Raw genomic sequence first — 19,592 nt, forward strand, 5'->3', positions numbered from 1 at the left:
CACCGGCGCAGCCGTGACCGGCCGGACGGTGACCGGTGGGGCCACGGGGGCGGGCGGCGGTGCCACGGGGGCCGGAGCCGCCTGCTGCGGTTCGTCCACCGAGATCCCGAAGTCGGTGGCCAGTCCTGCGAGACCGCTGCTGTAGCCCTGTCCCACTGCACGGAACTTCCAGGCGCCCTGGCGGCGGTAGAACTCCCCGAGCACGAAGGCCGTCTCGACACTCGCACCCTCGCTGTCGAAGCGCGCGACCTCCGTGCCCTGCTGTGCGTCGAGGACCCGGATGTAGAGCCCGGGCACCTGCCCGAACGTGCCGCCGTCCGAGGACGCGGCGAGCACCACTTTCTCGATCCCGGGCTCCACGCGCGCGAGGTCGACGAATAGCGTGTCGTTGAACTGGCCGTCTACCTTCCGCTTGCCCTCGTGGCGCACCGCGCCGGAGGAGTGGGCCGGCTGGTTGTAGAAGACGAAGTCCCCGTCGGAGCGGACCTTCCCCGAAGCCAGCAGCAGGGCCGAGGCGTCGGCGTCGGGCACGCCCGGGCCCGCCTGCCATCCCAGCTCGACTCGCAGTCCGGTCGTCGGCACCGGAACGTTCGATCCCTTAGGCATTGACATGTCCGCCCCCATCGGGTGTCTCCGCGCACGACCGCGCCTCGTCACGTTCAGTTCATTCGGTTCGTTCAGCCGTTCTGCGCCAACCTAATCCCCCGAGCGGCGAACGCCCATCACCCGGTGCCGGAGATCAACGACCGACCCACGAGTAACCCGCCCGGAACTCGGCTTTTACATGAACTGAGTATCGGCCGCCGCCCCTTTTCGCCAAGTTCGCTCGCATTGACGATCCCGCGCCACTGCCGACACGGAAAACAACCCTCTTATCGGTCTCCCCAACCAGCACATCGTGGGCTTAACTTATGTGCCATGACCTCCCCCCGCTCCACCTATGGCGGCGGTTACTACTCCGCCTCCTTCCCGGACACTCCGATCTACGACTCCCTCGTGGCCGAGCGGGGAACCCCGCAGATCGCCCCGATCCGGGTCCCTGCGGCCTATGACACGGGCAGTCACCTGCCCGCGCTGCCGTCAGCACTGCCCGCACTGCCTGCCGGACCCTCCCAGCAGGCTCCTTCGTACGCCTACCCGCAGGCCCAACAGCCCTCGCCGCTGCAACAGGCCGCGCCTTACATCCCTCAGCAGGCCGGTGCACCGCGCGGCTACCCGGGCCAGCAGGCCCCCCAGCCGCAGCGTCCGATGGCGGGCGGTACGGGCTACGAGGCGATGCGCCCCGCCGCCCCGCGCCCCGCCGCCCCGCGTCCCGCCCCGGCCCCGTACCAGGAGCCCTACAACAACCAGCAGTACCGCGGTTACTGAGGAAAATCGGCCGAGGTCGTCCGTGTCCGCTGGCACGATGACCTCATGTCGAAGCCGGTGCTGCACTCGATCCACGTCTATCCGCTGAAGGCGGCCGGGGGTCATGCCCTGCGCGAGGCCGTCGTGGAGCCGTGGGGTCTGGCGGGTGACCGGCGCTGGGTGCTGATCGACAGGAACGACAAGGTCGTCACCCAACGTCCACAGCCGCGTATGGCGTTGTCCGCCGTCGAGCAAGGGCCCGACGGCGGTATTCTGCTGTCCGCGCCCGGCCGTGAGCCGCTCGCCGTCCACGTGCCCGAGCCGACCGGCACGACGACGGTGGAGATCTGGAACGACAAGGTGGAGGGTGTCGCCGCCGACGCCTCGGCGCACGCCTGGTTCAGCGATTACCTCGGCATCGGCGTGCGTCTCGTACACCTCGACGACCCCGCCGTCCGCAGGCCCATCGACCCGGAGTTCGCCCGGCCCGGCGAGACGGTCAGCTTCGCCGACGGCTATCCCCTGCTGCTCACCACGCTCGGCTCGCTCGACGCCCTCAACGCGCTCATCGCGCGGGGCGACCGGCCCGGCGAGGGCCCGCTGCCCATGAACCGCTTCCGGCCGAACGTCGTGGTCGAGGGCACCGCCCCCTGGGCCGAGGACGACTGGTCCCGGATCGCCATCGGCGAGGTCACCTTCCGGGTCGCGAAGATGTGCGGGCGCTGCGTCGTGACCACCACCGACCAGAGCACCGCCGAGCGCGGCAGGGAACCACTGCGCACCCTCGCCCGCCACCGCCGATTCGGCGACAAACTCGTCTTCGGGCAGAATCTCGTGCCGGAGTCCCCCGGATCGGTCCGCGTGGGCGATCCGGTCAGGCTCCTCGATTAGGCCCTCGCCCCGGGAACACCGACGCCCAGCATGCCCGTTGAGCCTGTGTGAGAAGTTCATGAGAGGCCGGGCGCGAGGGGTGACTTCGCTCTCTCTTCGCCGGCACCGCGCGTGAACGACTCCGGTGGGGGTTATCACGGACGCGGAAGGGGGTCGGGACGTTGCGGGCCATCAGGGGACTCTGGCGCTGGCGGCACAACCCGCTGCGGCGTACGACGGATCTCGCCGAGGCGTGGCTTGCGCTGGGGGCGCTGCTGCTGATCCTCGTCGCGGCACCCCTGGTCGGTGTCCTGATCGGCGGGCTCGCCCAGGACGCCCTGCAGCAGTCCGTGCGCGAGCAGCGGCTGGACCGCCATCCGGTGACGGCGACCGTCGTCAAGAAGGCGGACCGCACCCCGCTCGACCCCGATCCCGAGACGTCCTCGGGGCGTGACTCGCACACCCGTGTCATCGCCGACTGGAAGGCCCCCGACGGCACCACCCAGCGCGACACGGTCATGGCGGCCCTGAACTCCCCCCAGCGCGGCGACCACTTCACGGTCTGGACGGACCTGCACGGCCGAATAGTCGGCCGGCCGCTGGACACCGCGACGGCGGCGACGCATGCGGTCCTGGCCGGGTTCGGCACGGCCGTCGCCTGCGCCGGCCTCGTCGAGGGTTCCCGACGGCTGGTGGTGTGGCGCATGGTGCGGCGCAGGTACGACCGTCTCGACCATGCATGGTCGCAGGCGGGCCCGGACTGGGGCAGGACGGGCACGGGCAGCTGACGGCCTCGCAGCTCCGGTCAACCGGCCGGCTCCGCGCACGCTACGGTGGACCGGCCGAGATGTTCGGCACCGTCGTGAGAGGCTGTTCTCGTTCCCCGTGCGCGGAGTTGACGCGGCCGGGTGTCGGGAAGAGCCTCTCAGGACCCGCGTACGACGAGGTGGGGGCACAGCAGCGCCATGGCACAGGGCACGGTCCAGGTGACGCACACCGGTACGTCGAGGTGGCGGCGCCGCACGGGTGAGTACGCATCGCTCGCCGCCGCCCTGGAGGCCGCGGCCGACGGTGACGTCCTCACCGTCGCCGCCGGAACCTACCGGGAGAACCTCGTCGTCCAGCGGGCGGTGACGCTGCGCGGCCCCGAGGGCTCCCCCGGTTCCGTGCGCATCGCTCCCGTCGACGGGGTACCGCTCACCGTGCGCGCCTCCGCCGTGGTCCAGGACCTGCTCGTGGAGGGCCAGGACTCGGCCGAGCCCGCCCTGCTCGTCGAGGAGGGCACACCGGAGCTGATGGACATCCGGATCGTCACCCGGTCCGCGGCCGGTATCGAGGTGCGCGGCGGCGCTCGTCCGACGGTGCGCCGCTGCACCGTCGACAACCCCGCGGGTGTCGGTATCGCCGTACTGGACGGCGGGGGCGGGGTGTTCGAGGAGTGCGAGGTCGTGGCGGCCGGCCAGTCGGGCGTCTCCGTGCGCGGCGGCGCCCATCCGCGTCTGGAGCGCTGCCGGATCCACCACACCTCGGGCGCCGGCCTGTCGGCGACGGGCGAGCAGTCCGCCCTCGAAGCCATCGGCTGCGAGGTGTACGAGGTCAGGGGCAGCGGCGTACAGGTCACCGCGCGGGCCACGGCACATCTCACCGACTGCGATGTGCACCGTACGACCGCGGACGGCATCACGCTCGACACGGACGCCGTCCTGACACTCGCCGACTGCCGCATCCACGACATCCCGGAGAACGCGGTCGACCTGCGGTCCCGCTCGGTCCTCACCATGACCCGGTCCACCGTGCGGCAGTTCGGACGCAACGGCCTGTCGGTCTGGGACCCGGGCACGCGCGTGGACGCCAACCAGTGCGAGATCCACGACAGTACGGGCGACTACCCCGCAGTGTGGGTCAGCGACGGCGCGACGGTGGTGCTCGACTCCTGCCGGGTGCACGACGTGCCGGACGCCCTGTTCGTCCTCGACCGCGGCTCGCGCGCGGACGTCGTCGACAGCGACATCTCTCAAGTCCGCAACACCGCAGTGTCGGTGAGTGACGGCGCGACCGCGCAGCTCGACGACTGCCGGATCCGGGACGCCGCGACGGGCGCCTGGTTCCGCGACCACGGCAGCGGCGGGACGCTGAACGGCTGCACCGTGGACGGCACACAGACGGGCGTGATCGTCACCAAGGGCGCCGATCCCACCATCGAGCGGTGCACGGTCACCTCGCCCGCGGAGGCCGGCTTCTACGTCTCGGCGGGCGGCCGCGGCAGCTTCCACGGCTGCCGGGTCACGGACAGCGGTGGCTACGGCTTCCATGTGCTCGACGGCTGCCGTACGACGCTGAAGAAGTGCCGTACGGAGCGGTGCGCGCGCGGTGGTTACGAGTTCGCGGACGCGGGCGGCGACCAGGCGTCCGGCACGGGTCCCGTGGTCGAGGACTGCACGAGCGACGAGAGCGCGAGTGTACGGCCTCCGGCGCAGGAGACCGCCGTCCAGACCACGAGTCAGTCACCCGGTCTGCTGGGGGCGATCCCGGGGCAGCGCATCACCGAGCAGGAGCCGCTCGTCGCTCCCCAGGAGCCCGAGCAGCCCGCGCGCTCGTCGACGGCCGTCCTCGGTGAACTGGACGCGCTGGTGGGCCTGGAGAGCGTCAAGCGCGAGGTGCGGGCCCTCACCGACATGATCGAGGTGGGCCGCCGCCGCCAGCAGGCGGGCCTCAAGGCGGCCTCGGCGCGACGCCACCTGGTCTTCACGGGCTCCCCCGGCACCGGCAAGACGACGGTCGGCCGGCTGTACGGCGAGATCCTCGCCTCGCTCGGAGTCCTGGAGAAGGGGCATCTCGTCGAGGTGTCCCGCGTGGACCTGGTCGGCGAGCACATCGGCTCCACGGCCATCCGTACGCAGGAGGCCTTCGACCGGGCGCGCGGCGGAGTGCTGTTCATCGACGAGGCGTACGCGCTCTCGCCTGAGGACTCGGGGCGCGACTTCGGCCGCGAGGCCATCGACACGCTCGTGAAACTGATGGAGGACCACCGGGAGGCGGTGGTGGTGATCGTCGCGGGCTACACGGCCGAGATGGAGCGCTTCCTGACCGTCAACCCCGGTGTGGCGTCCCGCTTCTCACGGACCATCACCTTCGGCGACTACGACTCCGAGGAGCTGCTGCGGATCGTGGAACAGCAGGCCGAGGAGCACGAGTACCGGATCGCGCCGGGTGCGGGCGAGGCGCTGATCAAGTACTTCACGGCGATCCCGAAGGGGCCCGCGTTCGGCAACGGCCGCACCGCGCGGCAGACCTTCGAGGCGATGGTGGAGCGGCACGCGGGGCGGGTCGCCCAGCTCCCCGAACCGAGCAAGGACGACCTCACCCTCCTGTACGCGGAGGACCTGCCGGAGCTGCCCTGAGGCCCTGCGCGCATCGCCCGGCTCACAAGGGCGATGCGCGCCTCGTCGCCGAGCCTCACATGGGCGTCGGCTCCAGCCGGGGCTCCTGGGGCTCCTCGGGTCCGCTGTCCTCCCGTGGCCCCGGGACCTCCGGCCTGAGCCGTGCGAGCAGCTTCTCCCGCTCCTCGGCGAAGGCGGGGTCCGCCTGGTAGTCGGAGTGGCCGAGGATCGGCGCGGGGAGCGGGTGGTCCTCGGTGCGGCCGTACGCGAGAGGGTCCTTCAGTGCCTCCCGGTCGACCTGGGGACCGCAGTCGCCGGGCAGGCGCATGGGTCCGCCGATGGGGTCGGTGGCCCGGTGCAGGTTGCGCCAGCAGTCGACCTCGCGGTGCAGCCCGCTGAGCGCGTCGGGCCCGAAGTGGGCCGGGAACCAACGCCCGTAGAGCCGCTCCAGGGGCGAGCCGTACGTGAGCAGCGCGACCCGCTTGCGCACCGACGGCTTGAGCTGCCAGGCCGCGGCGGCCGCGAGGACGCTGCCCTGGGAGTGGCCGGAGAGGACGAGCCGCCGGCCTTCGGTGGCACTGGTCCAGGTGGCCATGCGCCAGGTCAGGTCGGGCACGGCGCGCTCGGCGTAGCAAGGGGGCGCGAAGGGGTGTGCCGCGCGCGGCCAGAACGTACCGACGTCCCACAGGATGCCGATGGTGCGCCGGGCCGAGGGATCCTTGTAGGCGCGGCGTCCCCAGGTGACGAACAGTATGAAGCCGACGCCGATCAGCCAGGAACCGAGCGCCTGCGCGGCTTCTGCCGCTCCCTGTACGACGGCGTACGTGCCGTGCGCGGCCTCGCCCGGGGTCTCGTCGGTGGTCATGGCGCCCGCCAGGGCCAGCGCGCCCAGGAGCAGCGTCACGATGGAGGTGATGCCGATGATCCGGGGCGCCCGGTCGGTGAGAGCGGCCATGGCCCGCATGCGGGCGATGCGGTTGGTGCGCCCGGCGTCCGCGGGCTCGTCCTCGTAGTCGCGTTCCACCGCGGCCGTCTCGATGCGGCGCAGTTGTACGGTGCGCCTGGCCAGCCAGCCGACGAGGGCGAGCAGGACGATCAGCAGCGGCGGGATGACGGAGGACTGCCAGGTCAGCAGGACGGGCGGGCCCTCGATCGTTCCTCCGGTGCCGTCCAGCCAGTCGGCGACGCGCTGGGCCACCCCGCCGGACATCACACCGCCCAGGGCGCACGCCAGCATCGCGACGGCGGGCCCCGCCAGGCCGCGCATCGCGGTACGGGGGTCCGGGTGGGCGCGGTACAGGAGGTGGGCCACCACCCCGAGCACGATCACGAGCAGGCACTGGACGAGTGCGATGCCGCCGAAGATCGTGTCGCCGCCAGGCAGTTGGCCGTCCGACCGCCACTGGGGGCGCGACCAGCCGGCGTACAGGAGGGTGAGGGCGAGCTGGAGGAGCGAGCCGATGGGCAGCCAGCGCACCAGGGCAGCGTCGAGGTGCCGGTCGAGCCGGTGCTCGCTGCGGCCGCGGCGGCAGACCACCCACACCACGACGACCCCGCCCACCACGAGCGACGCCTCCACGATCCGGCCGAGTGCCTCCAGAACGGGCGGCCCGCCGGGCTCGCGGTCGTAGCGGGCGGCGGATGTGCCGACCGCCGCGACGATCGTCAGCAGGCCCGCGGCGGTGTGCGCCGCGCGGAGCCGGGCGACCAGTCGGCGCCCGTACCAGAAGCCCGGGCGCCCGAGTCCGGCCCGGCCGGTCTCTTCGTCGGACTCGGACCCGTACTCGATCGGCGGCTGGGACTCGTACGCGCTCCAGGTGCGGTGCGAGAGATACCAGAGGAGGACGGTCAGGGCCGCGGGCACCAGCGCGGCGAGGGCGAGCCGGCGGCCCGGCAGGCTCCACCAGCCGGCATCGGGGCGGACCGGGGAGAGGAAGCCCAGCCAGGAGTACTCCTGGGCGCACCCGCCGGTGCCCGCGCACTGCCAGGCGGCCAGGTCGAGGGCGACCTCGCAGGCGGCGGCGACCAGCAGCACCGTGAGGGTCAGGCCGGCCAGGCGGACGAGTAATCCGTAGAGCCGTACCGTGCGCTTCCGGTTGTCCCTGACCGTGGGCCGCATCCAGTGGGCAAGGTTGACCACCATGAACGGCAGGAGGAGCAGCCACAGGGCACGGGAGCCGTTGCCCGAGGTGAGATTGCACCAGACGTACGCCTCGGGGACCGGTTTGCCCGGATCCTCGTCGAGCCGCTTCGCTGCTTTCTTCTCCGCTTCGACGTCGTCGGCGCGGCGGAAGACCGCGGCCGTGTCGTCACCGGTGATCCGGACGGTGCGCGGATCGTTCAGCATCTCCTGGGGCGTCGTACCTCCGACGCCGTGGACCAGTAGTTCGAGTGCGGTGTCGGCCGTCGCGGGCCGCCGCTCGGAATCGTGCGCCTCGTGCGCCTCATGCGGCGAGGCATGCCTCTGTGGACGCTCCACTGTTCTGCTTCCCCCGTGATGCCCGTACGGCACATGTCATGTTCAGGTACAAGGATCCCGCCTCCGGGATCGTTGCGCACCACTCGTCACGGAATCTCCCCGATCCGTGTGACAGTGACGAACGGAAGATGGCAGCGTGACGTGTGCGCGTCGCCACAGGCAGTGGCGCGACCTGCGGTGACCCGTGCGAGGATGGGGCATCCCATGGACCGGAGGTGAGGGTGAATGTCCTTGTCGGAGGGGGTTCGGGGACATGCCGGACGTGTCGAGGCGAAGGGAACCGGAGCGGACGTGAGTGAGAATCAGAACCTCCTCGCGGAGCAGCGGCGCGCTCTGATCCTCGACGAGGTCCGGCGGCGCGGCGGTGTCCGCGTCAACGAACTCACCAGGAAACTCGGCGTGTCCGACATGACGGTCCGCCGCGATCTCGACGCGCTCGCCCGCCAGGGCGTGGTGGAGAAGGTGCACGGCGGAGCGGTCCCGGTGGTCGAGGCGAGCACGCACGAGCCGGGCTTCGAGGCCAAGTCGGGTCTGGAGCTGTCCGCCAAGGAGGACATCGCGCGGGCCGCGGCGGCGATGGTCGCACCGGGCACGGCGATCGCCCTGTCGGGCGGCACGACGACGTACGCGCTCGCCCATCAACTGCTCGACGTGCCGGATCTGACGGTCGTGACCAACTCGGTGCGGGTGGCCGATGTCTTCCACGCGGCGCAGCGCACCTCGGGCCAGCGGCAGGGAGCGGCGACGGTCGTACTGACCGGTGGCGTGCGCACCCCGTCGGACTCGCTCGTGGGGCCCGTCGCGGACCAGGCGATCGCGGCGCTCCACTTCGACGTGCTGTTCCTGGGTGTGCACGGCATATCGGTGGAGGCCGGCCTGTCGACGCCGAACCTGGCGGAGGCCGAGACCAACCGGCGGCTCGTCCAGTCGGCGCGGCGTGTCGTCGTGGTCGCGGACCACACCAAGTGGGGCACGGTGGGCCTGAGTTCGTTCGCCGCGCTGGAACAGATCGACACGCTGGTCACGGACGACGGGCTGCCCGCCGGGGCGCGCGCGGAGATCTCCGAGCATCTGCGGCGCCTGGTGGTGGCGGGCGAGCCCGAGGACGAGAGCGAGACGGACGTCTGACGGAGACGGACACCTGACGGCGGCGGACGTCTGACGGCGGCGGGGTATCAGTGGGCGGTACAGACAGCTGACGGGCCGCCAGCTATGGTGACGGTGCCTCGTCAACCGCCGTGTTGTGGGGCTGCGTTCGGATTCGTTCCCCGTCTGTTCCCGCGAGTTGTTCCCGCGAGGGGGTCCGTACATGGCACACCGTCTGCGTCCGGTGGGACTCGACTTCGTCGATACCGCTCCCCTGCGCCTCGTGTTCGCGAGAGGGATCGCCTCGTCCCCCGAGACCGTCTATCGCGCGCTGGCCGAGGACGTGGCCGCCTGGCCCGAGTGGTTCTCGGCGGTGAGAGCGGCCCGCCCCACCGAGGACGGGACCGGGCGGCAGGTCCGGCTGAAGGGCGGGACACGCTTCGAGGAGACGATCCTCGCGGCCGAGCCCTCCGAGGTCTACACGTACCGCGTCGACGTGACGAACGCTCCCGGCACCCGCGCCCTCGTCGAGGAGTGGCGCCTCACCCGGGACGGCACGGGTACGAGAGTCCAGTGGACGTGGGCCGCCGACGGAACAGCCCCGTTCCGCTTCGCGATAAAGCTGGGCCGCGCGGGCCTGGGCCGGGCGTTCCGGGACGCGGTGACGAAGCTGGACCGACGGCTGAGCTCCACGCACGCGCCCTGAAGGGGCGCGGGGCTGTTACATCATGCGGCTCCGCCGCGTGGGCGCGACCAGCCACGACGCACCCGCAGACGCAGTTGCACGCCCAGCGAACTCCTCAATCCGGCCAGACCCCCGTGGCCAACAACGACTCGATCGCCCCCGCATACGGCTCGATGTCCAGCCCCTGACCAGCCACCCACTCATCCGAGTAGTACTTGTCCAGATAACGGTCACCGGGGTCGCACAACAGAGTCACCACACTCCCCGTCCGCCCCGCCGCCACCATCTCCGCCACGATCTTCAGCGCACTCCACAACCCCGTACCGGTCGAGCCCCCCGCCTTGCGCCCGATGGCCGCTTCCAGGGCCCGCACCGCGGCCACACTCGCCGCGTCCGGCACCTTCATCATCCGGTCAATGGCCCCCGGCACGAAGCTCGGTTCCATCCGCGGCCGGCCGATGCCCTCGATGCGCGACCCGCAGTCGGTGGTGACGTCCGCGTCGCCCGTGGTCCAGCCCTCGAAGAAACAGGAGTTCTCCGGATCGGCCACACAGATACGGGTGTTGTGCTGCATGTAGTGCACGTACCGGGCGATGGTCGCCGACGTACCGCCCGTGCCGGCCGTGGCGACGATCCAGGCCGGCTCGGGGTAGCGCTCCAACTCCAGCTGGCGGTAGATCGATTCGGCGATGTTGTTGTTGCCGCGCCAGTCGGTGGCCCGCTCCGCGTAGGTGAACTGGTCCATGTAGTGCCCGCCGGTGTCGGCCGCGAGGGCCGCCGACTCCTCGTACATCGTCCGCGGGTCGTCCACGAAGTGGCACTGTCCGCCGTGGAATTCGATCAGGCGGCATTTCTCGGGGCTGGTCGTGCGGGGCATGACAGCGATGAAGGGCACCCCGATCAGCTTCGCGAAGTACGCCTCGGAGACGGCGGTGGAGCCGCTGGACGCCTCGATGACGGGGCGGTCGCGGCGGATCCAGCCGTTGCACAGGCCGTAGAGGAACAGTGAGCGGGCCAGGCGGTGCTTGAGGCTGCCGGTGGGGTGGGTGGACTCGTCCTTGAGGTAGAGGTCGATGCCCCATTTCTCGGGCAGCGGAAAGCGCAGGAGGTGGGTGTCGGCCGATCTGTTCGAGTCGGCCTGGACCTTCCGTACGGCTTCTTTGAGCCAGTGCCGGTACTCCGCGTCGCTGTGATCGACATCGAGCGTGGCCATCGGCTCATGGGTGCGGGCCTGCTGTGGGGTGGTCACGGCGGGGCTCCTTCGGTTGTGCCGACGCCGGTTCACGCGGTCGGACACCTCGATCATATGCACCTTCCGCACGCTCCTCACCTGCATAAACACACCTTTGAGCACCTCAAAGGAACCCCTGGTGGAGCCCGCGTCGGGCCATGGGGGGCGCATTCGCGCGAGTGCGCCGGAGAGCACCCGTGACGTCGTCATGCGCACTGGTGCTCGACACCGAAGGCGGGCAGACTGCACCGCATGGGACGCCGGTCCGGGCGGGGACGCACACTGGAGCGGGATCCACCGGGATCAGGGCGTGGCACGAACGAAGCGCACACGACCGAAGCGCACAAGGGGGCGGGGCACATGGCGGAGCCGGAGTTCACGGCCACGGGCGTGCGGATCGGAAAGAGGCTGCGTTCGCTCACCCGGGCCGGACAGGTCCGGATCAGCGACGGAAGGCTGGAGTTGCTCACCAGTTACGGCAGCGAGATCGACAGCGCGCCGGTGCAGGCGGTCCGGGCGTCGAAGCCCTGGTTCGCCCATGACGACCGGGCTTTGGCGGACGTCAACGGCACGCGCTATCTGCTCACACTGGGGGACCACGACCCGGCTCCGGGGGAACCCGGTCCACCGGCTGCCAGCCGGTTCATCGAGGCCGTGCGCAAGGCGGCGGGGCGCGGGCGCTGAAGGCGCCCACGTTGCCGGTCCGGTCACCAGAGACACCACTGGGAACACCGCGAGTTGCGAGACCGCACCTCCTGCGTCACGCTGTTCTCACGTCACTCTGGGTTTACCGGCGATAACGCTGCGAACCAGCCCGCCGGGCACCAACCGCGGGCGGTCGTTTGCACTCAGGCCGCCCGCTGGATCCGTACTCCGTCTTCTTCCGGACCTCAATTCGGGGAGTCGCAGCCGTGATCAGCCAGCCAAGCAGGCATTGCACGGTGGAGCTCCAAGCCCTGCCGTCGCGGATCGGCCAGGTCCGCAGAATCGTATCTGCGCAATTGCGCTACTGGCATCTTGATCCGTTGATAGACCGGGCCGCGCTCGGTGTGACGGAGCTGTTGACCAACGTCCACCGGCACGCCGTGCCCGACAAGCTGTGCACCGTGGAGATCGAGCTGCTGCTCGACCGGCTCACGGTCTCGGTGCACGACAACGACCCGCGCCTTCCCGAGGTGCGGGAGGCCGACTCCTCCGCGACCTGCGGACGCGGTCTCGCGATGGTCGCCGCGTTCAGCGAGAGCTGGGGTGTGCGGCCGGACGGCGAGTCGGGCAAGGTCGTGTGGTTCACCCTTCCGGCCGCCTCCGCCACGGCGGGTCTGCCGGCCTGCCCTCCGTACGGCGCGGCCGCCGAGTCGCCCGCCCGCAGTTTCGCGGAGGTGGAGCACGCCGCCGGCACGCTCAGGACCGGACACGCTCCCGCCCGGTCGGCCGTTGCCGGCTGACCGGGCGGTGACCGGGGTCTCCTGCGCCGCTCGGTGGCGAAGGCCCGCTGTTCGGTCCACTCGGTGGCGAGGGCGCACCGGTCCGTCCATTCGACGGAGCCGGCATGCCCACGCGTCTACTCGGTGGCGATGGCGCGCAGCACGTCGAGGCGTGCCGCCCGCCGGGCCGGGCGCAGGCCCGCGAGGGCCCCGGCCGAGACCCCCACGAGGGCCACCACGGTGAGCTGGAACGGCGGCATCGCGAAGGCGAAGGCGCTGTCGGACGCTCCGTCGGACGCCTTGACGAGCACCCAGCCGAGGAATCCGCCGAGTGCGAGTCCGCCCACCGTGCCGAACGCGGCGACCAGCACCGACTCCCAGCGGACCATGGCCCGCAGTTGCGCCCTGGTCTGCCCGACGGCCCTCAACAGGCCGAGTTCGCGGGTGCGTTCGTGGACCGCGAGGGTCAGCGTGTTGGCGATGCCGAGCAGTGCGATGAGCACCGCGAGCGCGAGGAGCGCGTAGACCAGGGTGAGCATCATGTCGATGCCGCCGGCCGAGGACTGCGCGTACTCGTCGCGGGTCTGCACCTCCGGATTGCCGTACGCCGTCGCGACCTTTTCCACCGCCGCCTTGCCGTCGGCCGCGCTCACGCCGTCCTTGAAGGTGACGGCCACGAGCGTGTCGGAGTCCTGGGTGCGGTGCGGGGCCCAGGCGTCGCGGGTGATGACGTAGTCGCCGGCCAGCTCGGACCGGCCGTAGACCGCACGGACAGTGAAGGTCTGCTTCTTGCCGTCGGTGAAGGCCAGTTGGGCGGTGTCGCCGGTCTTGAGGCCCTGCTTGTCGGCCTCGTTCTCGGTGATGGCGATGCCGTCGTCGCCGAGGTCGCGCATCGTTCCCTGTACGTCGCCGAGGTCGAAGGTGCGCTCCAGTGCGACCGGGTCGGTGACGGTCAAGGCCCGTCCCTTGCCGTCGACTTCGGCGACACCGCGACCGATTCCGACCGCCGTGTCGACCTCTGGGCGATCGGCGATCGCGGGGGCGAGCCGTGGGCTCAGTCCGCTGCCGCCCGCGCCGAACGAGGGGGTGCTCACCGCGACGTCGCCCGCGAAGGACCGGGACACCGTCTGGTCCATGGTCGCCTTCAGCGAGGCGCCGAAGACGGTGAACAGCGAGACGACGGCGACGCCGATCATCAGCGCGCCGGCGGTGGCGGCGGTCCGCTTGGGGCTGCGCAGGGCGTTGCGCCTGGCCAGGCCGCCGGTGACTCCGCGCAGCTTGTCGAGCGGGCTGCCGAGGGCGCGTACGGCGGTGGTCGAGGCGACCGGGCCGAGGACGACGAAGGCGGCGATCGCCAGGATCGCGCCGCTTCCCGCGAGCCACAGGGACGGACTGACGATGACGCCGGTCAGGGTGACGGCGACCGCCAGCGCGGCGAGAGCGGAGCCCACGACGGCACGGGTGCGGGACGCGCCGGACTGGTCGACGGCCGTCTCCCGCAGGGCTGCCAGCGGCGCGGTGCGCCCGGCGCGGACGGCGGGCAGCAGCGCGGAGCCGAGGCAGACCACGATGCCGACCGCGAGCGGCAGGATCATGGACAGCCCGCTGATCACCAAGTCGCCCTCGGGGAACGGGAATCCGATGGCCGGGAACAGTGCCTGGAGTCCGGCCGCGATTCCGATGCCGCCCGCGAGACCGGCGGCGGACGCGACCACGGCGACGACGCTCGCCTCGACCAGGGTCGACGCGGTGACCTGCCGGCGCGAGGCACCGAGAGCACGCAACAGGGCGTTCTCACGGGTGCGTTGGGCGACGACGATCGCGAAGGTGTTGTGGATGGAGAAGGTCGCGACCAGCAGCGCGACTCCGGAGAACACCAGCAGGAAGGTGGTGAAGAGCGACAGGAACTGCCCGGAGATCATGTCCGTGTTCTCCTCGGCCAGCTCCTGGCCGGTGATCGCCTCAACCCCCTTGGGCAGTACGGGAGTCAGGGCGTCCACGAGTTCCCGCTGACCGGTGCCGGGACCGGCGCGCACCAGGATGCTCGCGGCCTCGCCGGGCTTCGCGGTCAGGTACTTCTCGGCGTCGGACCGGGTCATGCCGGTGTAGGTCACCTGGGCCATGCCGTCCTCGCCACCGAAGGTCGCGAGGCCGACGACGGTCACCTCGACCGGATCGGGCGTCCGCAGGGTCGTCGTGTCGCCGATCTTCAGGTCGCCCTTCTCGGCGGCACCCCGGTTGACGACGACCTCGCCGGACTTCGACGGGGCGCGGCCTTCGGCCAGTTGGTACGAGTTGAGCTTCGGGTCGTCGATCCAGTTGCCCGCGAGGGTGGGCGGGCCCTGGCCGCCGATGGGCTTGCCGTTGGCGCCGACGAGTTGTCCTGCACCCTGGATGTCGGGCTCGGCGGCCGCGACACCGGCTGCCTTCTCGACGGCCGCCACCAGGTCGGTGTCGACGGGCTGCCGTACGCCCTGGCTCTCGCCCGGCGTGGTGATGGTGCCGGCACTGCGGACGACGGCGTCCGTGCCGCTCGTGGCGTTGCCGAACATCGTGTCGAAGCCGGCGCGCAGGGTGTCGCCCATGACGAGGGTGCCGGCCAGGAAGGCGACGCCGAGGAGCACCGCCAGGAACGTACCGGCGAAGCGGCGCCTGTGGGCGCGCAGGGACGAGACGCTGATGCGCACGGAGGCGTTCACGACGACTGCGCTCCCTTGCTGTTGCTGTCGAAGGCGTTCATGACGGCGGCGCTCCCTTGCTGTCGAATGCCTTCATGCGGTCCAGGACCTTGTCGGCCGTGGGGGCTTCCATCCGGTCGACGAGCCGGCCGTCGGCGAGGAAGACGACCTCGTCGGCGTGTGCGGCGGCGACCGGGTCGTGGGTGACCATGACGACCGTGCGGTCCATCTGGCGTACGGCCCGGCCGAGGAGGTTCAGGACCTCCTCGCCGGAGCGCGAGTCGAGGTTGCCGGTGGGCTCGTCGGCGAAGACGACATCGGGCCGGCCGGCGAACGCCCTTGCCACGGCGACGCGTTGCTGCTGGCCGCCGGAGAGTTCGGAGGGCCGGTGGTGCAGCCGGTCGCGCAGTCCGACGACGTCGACGAGCGCGTCGATCCACTCCTGCGACGAGGCGTCGCCCCGGCTGCCCGCGAGGTCCATGGGCAGCGTGATGTTCTCAGCGACGGTCAGCGTCGGGACCAGGTTGAAGGCCTGGAAGACGAAGCCGATGCGGTCGCGCCGCAGCAGTGTGAGGCGGCGGCCGTCGAGGCTGCTCAGCTCGGTGTCACCGATGAACGCCGCGCCCGAGGTGAGGGTGTCCAGGCCGGCCGCGCAGTGCATCAGGGTGGACTTGCCGGAGCCCGAGGGCCCCATGATCGCGGTGAAGCGCCCGGCCCGAAAGGTGACGCTCACCCCGTCCAGGGCCCGGACGGCGGTGTCGCCGCTGCCGTACACCTTCACGGCTTCGGCGACACGTGCCGCGGTCCGCGTGGCCTTCGTGGCGGTCGCGGTGCTCATGCCGCACCGCCCTTGCCCGTACGACCGAAGTCGGTGCGTCCGAACTGCTCGTCCAGGACCGAGAGCCGACGCCAGTACTCGTCCTCGTCGATCTCGCCGGAGGCGAAGCGCCGGCCGAGCATCGCGATCGGCGAGTCGCCGGTCGGGCGGACGTCCGTCGCGGTGCGGTCCATGCCGCGCCACGGGCCACGCCGGCCGCGCCACACGGTACGGCGGAGGACGGTCACGACGCCGATCACGACGGCCGCCCAGATCAGCGGGAAGAGAAGGATCCACGGGCCGGGCCCGCCGTCCCAGTGCGCCTGGGTCTGCATCTGAAGTCATCTCCTCGGTGGGTGTTCCGGTGATGCTTCGAGACTCGCGCCGGGAGGGGGTCCGGGTCGTCGTACGGCCAGCGGCAGTACGCGTACCTCCACGGGAGTACGAACGGGGTGCTCCGCTGCTCCCTCTACTGCCCCCTCGATTCTGTACCTACTAGTATGTACAGTGATTTCATGAGCACTCCGGAGCGATTGATCGAGGCCACGCGCGAGCTGTTGTGGGAGCGGGGGTACGTGGGCACGAGCCCGAAGGCGATCCAGCAGCAGGCCGGGGCGGGTCAGGGCAGCATGTACCACCACTTCGCGGGCAAGCCCGACCTGGCGCTCGCCGCGATCCGGCGTACGGCGGAGGAGATGCGCGCTACCGCCGAGGGAGTACTCGGCGGCCCGGGTTCTCCGTACGAGCGGGTCGAGGCCTATCTTCGGCGCGAGCGCGATGTGCTGCGTGGCTGCCCGGTCGGGCGGCTGACCATGGACCCGGACGTCATCGCGAGCGAGGAGCTGCGCGCGCCCGTCGACGAGACGCTGGACTGGCTGCGCGAGCGGCTCGCGGGGCTTGTCGAGGAGGGGCAGGAGCGGGGCGAGTTCGCGCCCTCGCTGGACGGCGAGGAGATCGCCGCGACGATCGTCGCCACGGTCCAGGGCGGCTATGTGCTGGCGCGCGCGTCCGGCTCGACCGCCGCCTTCGACACGGGAGTTCGCGGACTGCTGTCACTGCTGGCCCTCAACTCCCCAGCCTGTACGGACGGTTGGAGCCGATGAAAGCCGGTTGCGGGCCATTGAACCGCCAAGCCGTGAGCCGCCAAGCCGTGAGCCGTCATCCGTGAGCCGTTGGAGGCATCGATGCACGCCATGCAGTACGAGATAAACCTGCCCGCCGACTACGACATGGACATCATTCGCGGCCGGGTCGCCCGCGTCGGACACCTGCTCGACGACTGGGACGGACTCGGCCTCAAGGCCTACCTGCTGCGCGAACGCGGAGTGCACGGCTCACAGGTCAACCAGTACGCGCCGTTCTATCTGTGGCACACGCCCGAGGGTATGAACTCCTTCCTCTGGGGGCCGGGATTCCAGGGCCTCGTGGACGACTTCGGGCGCCCTGAGGTGCAGCACTGGACGGGTCTCGCGTACGAGGACGGGGACGCCGCCGGTGCCACACCCGAGGTCGCGGTGCGTCGACGCGTGAGCATTCCGGAGGGGGCACCGCTCGCCGAGGTGACGGAGGAAGCGATGCGGGTGACCGGGCGGCTGGCCGCGCTGGACGGGGTCGTGGGTGCGGCTGTCGCGGTCGACCCGCGCCACTGGGAGGTCGTGCACTTCTCGCTCTGGGCCCATGACTCGCCCAAGGCGGCCGGTGAGGTGTACCGGGTCCTGCATCTCTCGGCACCGGAGCGTGACCGGATCCGGCGGGGGCGGCAGTGGTGAACACGACGTCCGGGACACCTGCGGTCCGCGCGGCCGGTACCGTTCGGACGGTTCTCGGGGACGTCTCCCCAACGGAGTTGGGAGTGTGCGACGCGCACGACCATCTCTTCCTCAGCAGTCCGCGACTCCCTGGTCAGGAGTTGCGTGACGCGTCCGCGGCGACGGCCGAGCTGGTGGCGTTCCGCGAGGCGGGCGGCGGGAGCGTCGTGCAGTGGACGCCGTACGGGCTGGGGCGACGGGCCGCCGATCTTCCGCTCCTCTCCCGCGCCACCGGAGTCCACATCGTGGCCGCCACCGGACTGCATCAAGCCGCCCACTACGCCGCCGAGTCGATCGACCGGCTACGGAACGGGCTCGCGGACCTCTTCGTGGCCGAGCTGACGGAGGGCCTGGCCACGTCAGGAGTCCGGGCGGGGTTCATCAAGGTCGCCGGCGGCTTCCACGCCCTCGACGCGCACGCCCGCTGGACGATGACCGCGGCGGCCGAGGCGCATCACGCGACGGGTGCGCCCATCGCCGTACATCTGGAGCTCGGTACGGGCGCGCTCGACGTACTCGACCTGTTGTGCGGGGAGTTGGGGGTGCCGCCGGGCCGGGTGATCCTCGGGCACCTCAATCGCTCGCCCGACCCGGTGGTGCACCGGCAGGCCGCGGAGGCCGGTGCCTATCTGGCTTTTGACGGACCCTCACGGGCGAACCACGCCACTGACTGGCGGATGCCCGATGCCGTACAGGCCCTCGCCGAGGCCGGGTTCGGGGATCGGCTGCTGCTCGGCGGGGACACGACGACGGCCGGGGCCCGCTCGGTCGACGGCAGCCCCGGCATGCCGTATCTGCTGCGTCGGGTTCGCCCTCGGCTCGAACTCGCCCTGGGGACGGCGTTGGTGGAGCGCGTGCTGACGGTGAACCCTGGAAGGGCCTTCACCGTCGAGTGGTGAGGGTTCCGCTACGAGCGTGTTCTTCGGCCGCGGGCCGATTGTGGCTGATCGCGCAGTTCCCCGCGCCCCCGAGGGGGCGGTCTCAGACCTGGGCCAGCGCCGCGATCGGGTCGTCGAGGACCGGCTGCCACGCCAACTCGGCCGCTCCCACCAGGCTGTTGTGGTCCAGCGTGCAGGCGAGGATCGGGACGCCGCCGCTCTGGCCCCACAGGCTTCGGTCGGCCACCACGGCGCGCAGCCGCTCGGGGTCCGCGTCGAGCAGGGTGCGGTGCAGCCCGCCGAGGATGATGCGGTCCGGGTTGAGGATGTTGACGAGGCCCGCGAGGCCCAGGCCGAGCCGGTCGATCAGGGCCTCGACGGCCGTGCGTACGGTCGGGTCGGAGTACTGCTCGCGGATCAGGTCGTTGGACTGCTGGAGCAGCGACACCTCGGGGCCGGGATCGCGGCCCGCCGCCGTCAGGAACGCCAGCGGGTCCGCCTCGACGTCCAGGCAGCCGCGACTGCCGCAGTGGCAGGGGCGCCCCTCCGGGTTGACGGTGAGGTGTCCGACTTCCAGCGCGAGCCCCGAACTGCCCATGTGCAGACGCCCGTCGAGGACGAGCGCGCCGCCGACTCCCCGGTGTCCGGTCGCCACGCACAGCAGGTCGCGGGAGCCTCGGCCCGCGCCGTGCCGGTGCTCGGCGAGTGCGGCGAGGTTGACGTCGTTGGCCGCGAACGCCGGTCCGGTGATCCCGGCCGCGCGGACGCGCTCCGCGAAGATCTCCCGTACGGGCGCGCCCGCCGGCCAGGCCAGGTGGAGGGGGTTGAGGGCGGTGCCCTCGGGCTCGGCGACGGCCGACGGTACGGCGAGGCCCGCGCCCACGCAGCGGCGTCCCGTCTCCCGCAGCA

The 19,592-nt window shown here is 71.3% G+C and carries 18 protein-coding genes; 11 read left to right on the forward strand and 7 right to left on the reverse strand.

What is annotated here, in order from left to right:
- The coding region (locus tag O3Q52_RS26675; protein WP_269651276.1) for a TerD family protein at nt 1-624 on the reverse strand (624 nt) is incomplete at its 3' end.
- A 294-nt stretch (nt 625-918) separates the two neighbouring features.
- Between O3Q52_RS26675 and O3Q52_RS26680 the strand changes: the two genes are divergently transcribed.
- The 4 genes from O3Q52_RS26680 to O3Q52_RS26695 all read left to right on the forward strand — a co-directional run bounded on the left by O3Q52_RS26680 (nt 919) and on the right by O3Q52_RS26695 (nt 5,618).
- The gene (locus O3Q52_RS26680; RefSeq protein WP_269651277.1) at nt 919-1,368 is read left to right on the forward strand and encodes a DUF6643 family protein; all 450 of its coding nucleotides are present in this window, start codon (nt 919-921) and stop codon (nt 1,366-1,368) included.
- 45 nt (nt 1,369-1,413) lie between these two features.
- Nucleotides 1,414-2,238 carry an MOSC domain-containing protein gene (locus O3Q52_RS26685; RefSeq protein ID WP_269651278.1) on the forward strand — a complete coding sequence of 275 codons (825 nt, stop codon included), beginning with the start codon at nt 1,414-1,416 and terminating at the stop codon, nt 2,236-2,238.
- A gap of 161 nt (nt 2,239-2,399) precedes the next feature.
- Nucleotides 2,400-3,005: a hypothetical protein gene (locus O3Q52_RS26690; RefSeq protein WP_269651279.1), complete on the forward strand. Its 606-nt coding sequence runs from the start codon at nt 2,400-2,402 to the stop codon at nt 3,003-3,005.
- Nucleotides 3,006-3,182: 177 nt separating this feature from the next.
- A complete protein-coding gene (locus O3Q52_RS26695) occupies nt 3,183-5,618 on the forward strand; it encodes a right-handed parallel beta-helix repeat-containing protein (protein ID WP_269651280.1) in 2,436 nt (811 codons plus the stop codon).
- Nucleotides 5,619-5,673: 55 nt separating this feature from the next.
- Here O3Q52_RS26695 and O3Q52_RS26700 read toward each other — a convergent pair whose 3' ends face one another.
- Nucleotides 5,674-7,980 carry a hypothetical protein gene (locus tag O3Q52_RS26700; RefSeq protein ID WP_269651292.1) on the reverse strand — a complete coding sequence of 769 codons (2,307 nt, stop codon included), beginning with the start codon at nt 7,978-7,980 and terminating at the stop codon, nt 5,674-5,676.
- 387 nt (nt 7,981-8,367) lie between these two features.
- Here O3Q52_RS26700 and O3Q52_RS26705 point away from each other — a divergent pair, with 387 nt between their 5' ends.
- Nucleotides 8,368-9,204 carry a DeoR/GlpR family DNA-binding transcription regulator gene (locus O3Q52_RS26705; protein ID WP_269651281.1) on the forward strand — a complete coding sequence of 279 codons (837 nt, stop codon included), beginning with the start codon at nt 8,368-8,370 and terminating at the stop codon, nt 9,202-9,204.
- 181 nt (nt 9,205-9,385) lie between these two features.
- Nucleotides 9,386-9,868 carry an SRPBCC family protein gene (locus tag O3Q52_RS26710; protein WP_269651282.1) on the forward strand — a complete coding sequence of 161 codons (483 nt, stop codon included), beginning with the start codon at nt 9,386-9,388 and terminating at the stop codon, nt 9,866-9,868.
- A 94-nt stretch (nt 9,869-9,962) separates the two neighbouring features.
- On the opposite strand, the gene O3Q52_RS26715 is transcribed toward O3Q52_RS26710, so the two are convergent.
- Complete coding sequence (locus O3Q52_RS26715; protein ID WP_269651283.1) at nt 9,963-11,096, reverse strand: PLP-dependent cysteine synthase family protein; 1,134 nt, start codon at nt 11,094-11,096, stop codon at nt 9,963-9,965.
- A 342-nt stretch (nt 11,097-11,438) separates the two neighbouring features.
- Between O3Q52_RS26715 and O3Q52_RS26720 the strand changes: the two genes are divergently transcribed.
- Entirely contained in the window at nt 11,439-11,762 is a 324-nt protein-coding gene (locus O3Q52_RS26720; protein WP_055610419.1) for a hypothetical protein, read from the forward strand.
- A gap of 227 nt (nt 11,763-11,989) precedes the next feature.
- The gene (locus O3Q52_RS26725) at nt 11,990-12,523 is read left to right on the forward strand and encodes an ATP-binding protein (protein WP_269651284.1); all 534 of its coding nucleotides are present in this window, start codon (nt 11,990-11,992) and stop codon (nt 12,521-12,523) included.
- Between the two features lie 116 nt (nt 12,524-12,639).
- Here O3Q52_RS26725 and O3Q52_RS26730 read toward each other — a convergent pair whose 3' ends face one another.
- The 3 genes from O3Q52_RS26730 to O3Q52_RS26740 are packed head-to-tail and all read right to left on the reverse strand — an operon-like array spanning nt 12,640 to nt 16,332.
- Nucleotides 12,640-15,201, reverse strand: a complete 2,562-nt coding sequence (locus O3Q52_RS26730) for an ABC transporter permease (RefSeq protein WP_269651285.1) — start codon at nt 15,199-15,201, stop codon at nt 12,640-12,642.
- Between the two features lie 37 nt (nt 15,202-15,238).
- Nucleotides 15,239-16,018: an ABC transporter ATP-binding protein gene (locus O3Q52_RS26735; protein WP_269651286.1), complete on the reverse strand. Its 780-nt coding sequence runs from the start codon at nt 16,016-16,018 to the stop codon at nt 15,239-15,241.
- Complete coding sequence (locus O3Q52_RS26740) at nt 16,015-16,332, reverse strand: SHOCT domain-containing protein (protein ID WP_269651287.1); 318 nt, start codon at nt 16,330-16,332, stop codon at nt 16,015-16,017. The genes O3Q52_RS26735 and O3Q52_RS26740 overlap by 4 nt, the downstream gene beginning before the upstream one ends.
- Before the next feature lie 180 nt (nt 16,333-16,512).
- Between O3Q52_RS26740 and O3Q52_RS26745 the strand changes: the two genes are divergently transcribed.
- The 3 genes from O3Q52_RS26745 to O3Q52_RS26755 all read left to right on the forward strand — a co-directional run bounded on the left by O3Q52_RS26745 (nt 16,513) and on the right by O3Q52_RS26755 (nt 18,704).
- Nucleotides 16,513-17,100 (forward strand): TetR/AcrR family transcriptional regulator, encoded by a 588-nt coding sequence (locus tag O3Q52_RS26745; protein WP_269651288.1) that lies wholly within the window; start codon nt 16,513-16,515, stop codon nt 17,098-17,100.
- Nucleotides 17,101-17,181: 81 nt separating this feature from the next.
- On the forward strand, nt 17,182-17,766 hold the full coding sequence (locus tag O3Q52_RS26750; RefSeq protein WP_269651289.1) for a DUF4865 family protein: 585 nt from the start codon (nt 17,182-17,184) through the stop codon (nt 17,764-17,766).
- 83 nt (nt 17,767-17,849) lie between these two features.
- Complete coding sequence (locus O3Q52_RS26755; protein ID WP_269651290.1) at nt 17,850-18,704, forward strand: phosphotriesterase; 855 nt, start codon at nt 17,850-17,852, stop codon at nt 18,702-18,704.
- Nucleotides 18,705-18,786: 82 nt separating this feature from the next.
- Here O3Q52_RS26755 and O3Q52_RS26760 read toward each other — a convergent pair.
- On the reverse strand, nt 18,787-19,592 hold an 806-nt coding region (locus O3Q52_RS26760), incomplete at its 5' end, for an ROK family protein (RefSeq protein ID WP_269651291.1).

It is taken from the genome of Streptomyces sp. ActVer, from assembly GCF_027270795.1.
In the GTDB taxonomy this organism is placed as follows: Bacteria; Actinomycetota; Actinomycetes; order Streptomycetales; family Streptomycetaceae; genus Streptomyces; species Streptomyces umbrinus_A.

Excerpts from the sequence above, each read along its gene's own strand:
- O3Q52_RS26680 (WP_269651277.1), top strand. The coding sequence starts at position 919 with ATGACCTCCCCCCGCTCCACCTATGGCGGCGGTTACTACTCCGCCTCC.
- O3Q52_RS26685 (WP_269651278.1), top strand. The coding sequence starts at position 1,414 with ATGTCGAAGCCGGTGCTGCACTCGATCCACGTCTATCCGCTGAAGGCG.
- O3Q52_RS26695 (WP_269651280.1), top strand. The coding sequence starts at position 3,183 with ATGGCACAGGGCACGGTCCAGGTGACGCACACCGGTACGTCGAGGTGG.
- O3Q52_RS26710 (WP_269651282.1), top strand. The coding sequence starts at position 9,386 with ATGGCACACCGTCTGCGTCCGGTGGGACTCGACTTCGTCGATACCGCT.
- O3Q52_RS26720 (WP_055610419.1), top strand. The coding sequence starts at position 11,439 with ATGGCGGAGCCGGAGTTCACGGCCACGGGCGTGCGGATCGGAAAGAGG.
- O3Q52_RS26735 (WP_269651286.1), bottom strand. The coding sequence starts at position 16,018 with ATGAGCACCGCGACCGCCACGAAGGCCACGCGGACCGCGGCACGTGTC.
- O3Q52_RS26740 (WP_269651287.1), bottom strand. The coding sequence starts at position 16,332 with ATGCAGACCCAGGCGCACTGGGACGGCGGGCCCGGCCCGTGGATCCTT.
- O3Q52_RS26745 (WP_269651288.1), top strand. The coding sequence starts at position 16,513 with ATGAGCACTCCGGAGCGATTGATCGAGGCCACGCGCGAGCTGTTGTGG.
- O3Q52_RS26750 (WP_269651289.1), top strand. The coding sequence starts at position 17,182 with ATGCACGCCATGCAGTACGAGATAAACCTGCCCGCCGACTACGACATG.